This window comes from uncultured Phascolarctobacterium sp. (assembly GCF_905212365.1).
GTDB lineage: Bacteria > Bacillota > Negativicutes > Acidaminococcales > Acidaminococcaceae > Phascolarctobacterium_A.
Genome location: NZ_CAJMEH010000019.1, coordinates 22,343 through 28,460 on the forward strand (window position 1 = coordinate 22,343; position 6,118 = coordinate 28,460).

Annotated in this window: 4 protein-coding genes; all 4 read right to left on the reverse strand. The window is 55.1% G+C overall.

What is annotated here, in order from left to right; translation table 11 throughout:
• Positions 1-47 precede the first annotated feature (47 nt).
• Complete coding sequence (gene rd / locus QZ105_RS04755) at positions 48-206, reverse strand: rubredoxin (protein ID WP_293728710.1); 159 nt, start codon at positions 204-206, stop codon at positions 48-50.
• Between the two features lie 254 nt (positions 207-460).
• A complete protein-coding gene (uvrC, locus tag QZ105_RS04760) occupies positions 461-2,302 on the reverse strand; it encodes an excinuclease ABC subunit UvrC (RefSeq protein ID WP_293728711.1) in 1,842 nt (613 codons plus the stop codon).
• Positions 2,299-5,148, reverse strand: coding sequence for an excinuclease ABC subunit UvrA (uvrA, locus tag QZ105_RS04765; protein WP_293728712.1), 2,850 nt, complete (start codon positions 5,146-5,148; stop codon positions 2,299-2,301). Before uvrA ends, uvrC begins: the two co-directional genes overlap by 4 nt.
• Positions 5,149-5,178: 30 nt before the next feature.
• A partial coding sequence (locus QZ105_RS04770; RefSeq protein WP_293728713.1) for a helicase-related protein occupies positions 5,179-6,118 on the reverse strand: 940 nt, incomplete at its 5' end.

The following is a 6,118-nucleotide window of genomic DNA, read 5'->3' on the forward strand; positions in this document are numbered from 1 at the left end:
GCGCATAATTAATGCGCCCATTTTAAATCTGCAGTATGCCTCAGCCTTTATTCCGCGCTGAACTCATCCTTGCCTACGCCGCACAGAGGGCATACCCAATCTTCGGGGACATCCTCCCAAGCGGTGCCTGCTGCAACGCCGTTATCCGGATCGCCCACTTCGGGGTCATAAACATAACCGCAAATATTGCAAACCCATTTAGCCATAAATTTCACTCCTTTCAAAAAGTATAATGAGATATACTCATTATACCATACTTATGACTTTAATATGCTATAAAAATGTGAAAAATGCAGCATGATTCTAAATCACATAGTTTTGCAACAAAATAACTCCCCCAGTCATTTTGCAAGCAAAATGCCAGCCCCCTCTAAGAGAGGGCAATAATTGAGGATAATCTCTTATTTGTGCCCCCTCATTGAGGGGGCTGTCACCGAAGGTGACTGGGGGAGAAATTCTCTCACTGCAAAGCTTCTTTTTTCTCCGGCAACTCCAACCGGAAAAACTCATACAAGGTCTGCGCCGCCGCGCGGTTCATGCCTTCTACAGCAGCCAGCTCCTCCACATCCGCCGCTTTCATCGCGTCTAAAGTTTTGAACGCCTTCCACAGCTCCTGCCGCCGTTTGGGGCCAATGCCATCCACATGGTCCAGCACGGAAACCAAATTGCGCTTACCCCGCAGCTTGCGGTGGTACGTAATGGCGAAGCGGTGCGCTTCGTCGCGGATGCGCTGAATGAGATGCAGCGCCGCGCTGTCCCTGTCCAGCAAAATGCTTTCGCTTTGATGGGGCAGAAAAATTTCTTCCTCGCGCTTGGCCAGGCCTACTACCGGCAGCTCTGCCAGGCCCAGACCGCGGATAACCTCTAACGCCGAGCTCAGCTGGCCCTTACCGCCGTCGATAACCACCAGGCTGGGCAAATCCTCGTAATCCTTGTAGCGCCGGTAAACAACCTCCTGCATGGATTTAAAATCGTCCGGCTTGCCCTCGGCGGACACAATCTTATACTTGCGGTAATCCTTCTTACTGACGCTGCCATTGCGGAAAACTACCATGGAAGCCACCGTTTCGCTGCCCTGAGTATGGCTGATATCGAAGCAATCCATACGCTCCAGCGAATGCGTCAGGCCCAAAGCCTGCTGCAGCTCTTCGGCGGCCTGCGCGTCGTTTTTCAGCGACAAGCTGCCCTTGCGCAGCCGTTCCTCCAGCAGCTTGGCGGCGTTGTCGTTCGCCAGCTGCAGCAGCTCCCTTTTCACGCCGCGCTGAGGCGCCAGCAGTTCTATTTTGCGCTGCGCCTTTTCCGTCAGCCACGACGCTATCAGCCGCGCTTCTTCCTCTTCCGGCAGGTACGGCAAAATTATTTCTTTCGGTATAAAAGTAGCTTCATTATAATACTGCTTGACGAAAGCCGTCAGCACCTCGCGCGGCTCGTCGCCGTCATCGTGCAGGAAGAAATTGTCGCGCCCTATCAGCTTTCCCTTGCGCACGAAAAATATTTGCAGGCAAATACCTGTCATATCCTGCGCATAACCGATAACGTCCATATCGCCGCCGTTATTGGTTACGGCCTTTTGCGATTCGTTGAGCCGTTCCACAGCCTGCAGCTGATCGCGCAAACGCGCGGCTTCTTCAAAAGCGTAATTCTCCGCCGCCTCCTGCATCCGCCGCTTTAAATCGCGTTCCAATTCCGCCGTGCGCCCGTCCAGAACCATGCACACGCTTTGAATCATTTGGCGGTATTCGTCCTTACTCACATAACCGGCGCAGGGCGCAAGGCAGCGTTTGATATGATAATTCAAGCATGGCCGGTCGGGATTCATCTTACGGCAGGTGCGCAGTGGGAACATACCGCGCAGCAGCTTCACCGTAGCGTGCATCGCTCCCGCGTCGGCATAAGGGCCGTAATATTTAGCGCCGTCGCGGCTCAGCCTGCGGGTAGCGAACAAACGCGGAAAGTCCTCCTGCACCGTCACCTTTAAATAAGGATAAGTTTTATCGTCCTTTAAGCTGATATTATAACGCGGGCGATACTTTTTAATCAGGTTGCATTCCAGAATCAGTGCTTCGACTTCGCTGGATGTGACGATGGTTTCGATTTCGGCAATCTTCGCCACCATGGCCCGCACCTTGGGCGTATGGCTGGCCAGATTGCGGAAATAGCTGCGCACTCTGTTTTTGAGCACCACGGCCTTGCCCACGTAAATAACCTTGCCCTCGGCGTCGTGCATCAAATACACGCCGGGCTTATCCGGCAGCACGGCCAGCGCATTTTTAATGCTATCGCTGAAGCCCGCTTCCGTCATTTATACCACCCGTTCTTTCTGGCCTTCGCCAGCTCCTGCTTAATATATTGCCCCGTATAGGATTTTTTCACCTTCGCCACTTCCTCCGGCGTACCGCAGGCCACCAGCGTGCCGCCCTTGTCGCCGCCTTCCGGCCCCAGGTCGATAATATAATCGGCTACCTTGATAACGTCCAGATTATGCTCGATGACGATAACGCTGTCGCCGCCCTCTACTAATCGCTGCAGCACATCCAGCAGCTTATGCACGTCGGCAATATGCAGGCCCGTAGTAGGCTCGTCTAAAATATAAACCGTGCGGCCCGTACTGCGGCGCGACAGCTCCGTCGCCAGCTTTACGCGCTGGGCCTCGCCGCCGCTCAGCGTCGTCGCCGCCTGGCCTAAATGAATATAGCCCAGGCCAACGTCCTCCAAAACCTCCAGCTTGCGGTAAATCCGCGGCAGATTTTTAAAGAACTCGCAGGCTTCGCTGACCGTCATATCCAGCACCTCGGCAATGCTCTTGCCCTTGTAATGCACCTCCAGCGTATCGCGGTTGTAGCGCGCGCCGTGACACACCTCGCAGGGCACATACACGTCGGGCAGAAAATTCATCTCAATTTTATTCATGCCGTCGCCCTTGCAGGCCTCGCAGCGTCCTCCCTTGACGTTGAAGCTAAAGCGCCCTGCCTTATAGCCGCGCATTTTCGCTTCGTTAGTCTGGCTGAACAGCTCGCGAATAAAATCAAAAACTCCCGTATAAGTAGCAGGATTAGAACGCGGCGTGCGTCCGATGGGCGACTGGTCGATATTGATAACCTTATCGGCGTATTCCAGACCCTCGATGCAGTCGTGTTCGGCAGGACGCAGGCGCACGCCGTTCAGCTTCGCACCCAGGGTGTTATACAAAATATCGTTAATCAGCGTGGACTTGCCGCTGCCGCTGACGCCGGTGACTACAGTAAAGACGCCTAAAGGAATCGACACGTCGATATTTTTTAAATTATTGGCCCGCGCTCCCCGGATTGTCAGGAAACGGCCGTCGCACTGGCGGCGTTTTTTCGGCACAGGAATAAATTTACGTCCGCTCAAGTAAGTGCCGGTCACCGACTGCTCCACCTGCTTGATTTCCTCTGCCGTACCCTGAGCCACCACCTGACCGCCATGTTCGCCTGCGCCGGGCCCGATATCGATAATCTGGTCGGCGGCGTACATGGTTTCCTCGTCATGCTCCACCACCAGCAGCGTATTGCCCAAATCCCGCAAATGCTGCAAGGTCGCCAAAAGCTTGCTGTTGTCGCGCTGGTGCAGTCCGATGGAAGGCTCGTCCAAAATATAAAGCACGCCGGTCAAGCCGCTGCCGATTTGCGTTGCCAAGCGGATGCGCTGCGCCTCGCCGCCGGACAAGCTGCCTGCGTTGCGGTCCAGCGTCAGATAGTCCAAGCCCACGTCGTTTAAAAATTGCAGACGCGAGCCTATCTCTTTCAGCACCTGCTTGCCGATAAGCCGCTGCCGCTGCGTCAGCTGCAGTCCGGCAAAAAATTTCAAGCAATCGCGCACCGTCAGCGCCGTCACCTGACAAATATTTTTGCCGCCGACCAAAATAGACAGCACCTCCGGTTTCAAGCGGCTGCCGTGACAGGTCGGGCAGGGGGTGCTGGTCATAAATTCTTCGTACTCCTGACGCATAGCGTCGCTGAACGCTTCGCGGTAACGGCGCTTCAAGACATTCAAGATGCCTTCAAATTCTTTGGCGTACAGCTTAACCTCGCCCTGCAAATTTTCATACCAGAAATTATACTTGCGCTCGCCTGCGCCGTGCCACAGCAGCTCCTGCATAGCTGGCGGCAAATCGTTCCAGCTGCTGTCCAGGCTGTAGCCGTTTTCCGCCAGCACCGCCGCCAACTGCTTCATAAAATAAGAATTTTGGTTATTGCTGAAAGCCGCCAGACAGCGGTCGGCAAAGCTTTTGCTGCCGTCGGGAATAATCAGCGCCTGGTCAAATTCCATATTCATGCCCAGGCCGGTGCAGTCCGGGCAAGCGCCGTAAGGATTATTAAAAGAAAATAAGCGCGGCTCAATAGCAGGCAGGCTAATGCCGCAATCGTTGCAGGCAAAATGCTCGCTGAACAGCGTAATCTGCTGCTCCTCGCCCAGCACGGCCACCTCGGCAAAGCCGCCGGCCAGCTTCAGCGCCGTTTCCACAGAATCGGTCAAGCGCTGACGTATATTATCGCGCACCGCCAAACGGTCGATAACGACCGACAGGCTGTGCTTTTTCTTTTTATCTAAAATAATTTCTTCATCTAATGTACGCACCTCGCCGTCCACGAACATGCGCACATAACCTGCGCGGCGCATATCATCCAGCACTCGTTGGTGCTCGCCCTTGCGCCCCCGCACCAGCGGCGCCATCACCATAAAGCGCGTTCCCGCAGGCAGCGCCAGCACCTGGTCCACAATCTGCTGCACGCTCTGCTGCTCTATCAGCTTTCCGCATTTAGGGCAGTGAGGTTCGCCAATGCGGGCGAACAGCAAACGCAGATAATCGTAAATCTCCGTCACCGTGCCCACGGTAGAACGGGGATTGCGGCTCGTCGTCTTCTGGTCGATGGAAATAGCCGGGCTCAGGCCCTCGATATAATCCACGTCCGGCTTATCCATCTGCCCCAAAAACTGCCGCGCGTAGGCGGACAGACTTTCCACATAACGGCGCTGCCCCTCGGCGTAAATAGTGTCGAAGGCCAGGCTGGATTTGCCGCTGCCGCTGAGGCCGGTAATAACAACCATTTTATTGCGCGGTATTTCTACCGTTATATCCTTTAAATTATGCTGGCGCGCGCCTTTAACAATCAATTTTTCTTGCATAGCTTCTCCCGCGTTCAATAAATTAACGCTTTACTTTTTACTCTTCTTGGGCAGCAGCTTTTGCCCCAACTGCCCCTTCACTAAAATCAGCTGGTCGCGCAGTTCGGCCGCCGCTTCAAAATCCAAAGCCTTGGCCGCCTCCTGCATACGCCGCTCCAGCTCCCGCGCCATAACCGTAAGCTCCTTCTTGGACTGCTTCTTCAAGCTCTTGCTGCCATAAGCAGGCGCATCGTCGCCGTCGGCCACCTTGGTCAGCTTAATCAGCTGGCGCTGCTCTTTATAAATCGTTTTCGGCGTAATATGATGCTCTTTATTATACGCCTCCTGCTTTTCGCGGCGGCGGTTAGTTTCGTCGATGGCGCGCTGCATGCTGTCCGTAATTCGGTCGGCGTACATAATAACGCGCCCGTGAGCATTGCGGGCAGCGCGGCCTATGGTCTGAATCATAGCCGTATCGCTGCGCAAAAAGCCCTCCTTATCCGCATCCAGAATAGCGATTAATGATACCTCCGGTAAATCCAGGCCCTCGCGCAACAGGTTGATGCCCACCAGCACGTCGAACTCCCCTTGCCGCAGGGCCCTGATGATCTGCAAACGCTCCAGGGTGTCGATATCCGAATGCAGGTAGCGGGCATTGACGCCCATAGTGCAGCAATACTCGGTCAGGTCTTCGGCCATGCGCTTGGTAAGGGTGGTCACCAGCACCCGTTCCCCGCGCCGGATGCGCTCCCGGCATTCGCCCAGCAGGTCTTCCATCTGTCCCTTGGTGGGACGCACCTCCACTTCCGGGTCCACCAGGCCCGTAGGCCGGATGATCTGCTCGGAAATGATGCCTTGGGACTGATCCATCTCGTATTTGCCCGGTGTGGCCGAAACGTAGACCACCTGATGCAGCAGGGAACGGAACTCGTCGAACTGCAGGGGCCGGTTGTCCAGGGCCGAGGGCAGGCGGAAGCCGTAGTCCACAAGG

Excerpts from the sequence above, each read along its gene's own strand:
- uvrA (WP_293728712.1), bottom strand. The coding sequence starts at position 5,148 with ATGCAAGAAAAATTGATTGTTAAAGGCGCGCGCCAGCATAATTTAAAG.
- rd (WP_293728710.1), bottom strand. The coding sequence starts at position 206 with ATGGCTAAATGGGTTTGCAATATTTGCGGTTATGTTTATGACCCCGAA.
- uvrC (WP_293728711.1), bottom strand. The coding sequence starts at position 2,302 with ATGACGGAAGCGGGCTTCAGCGATAGCATTAAAAATGCGCTGGCCGTG.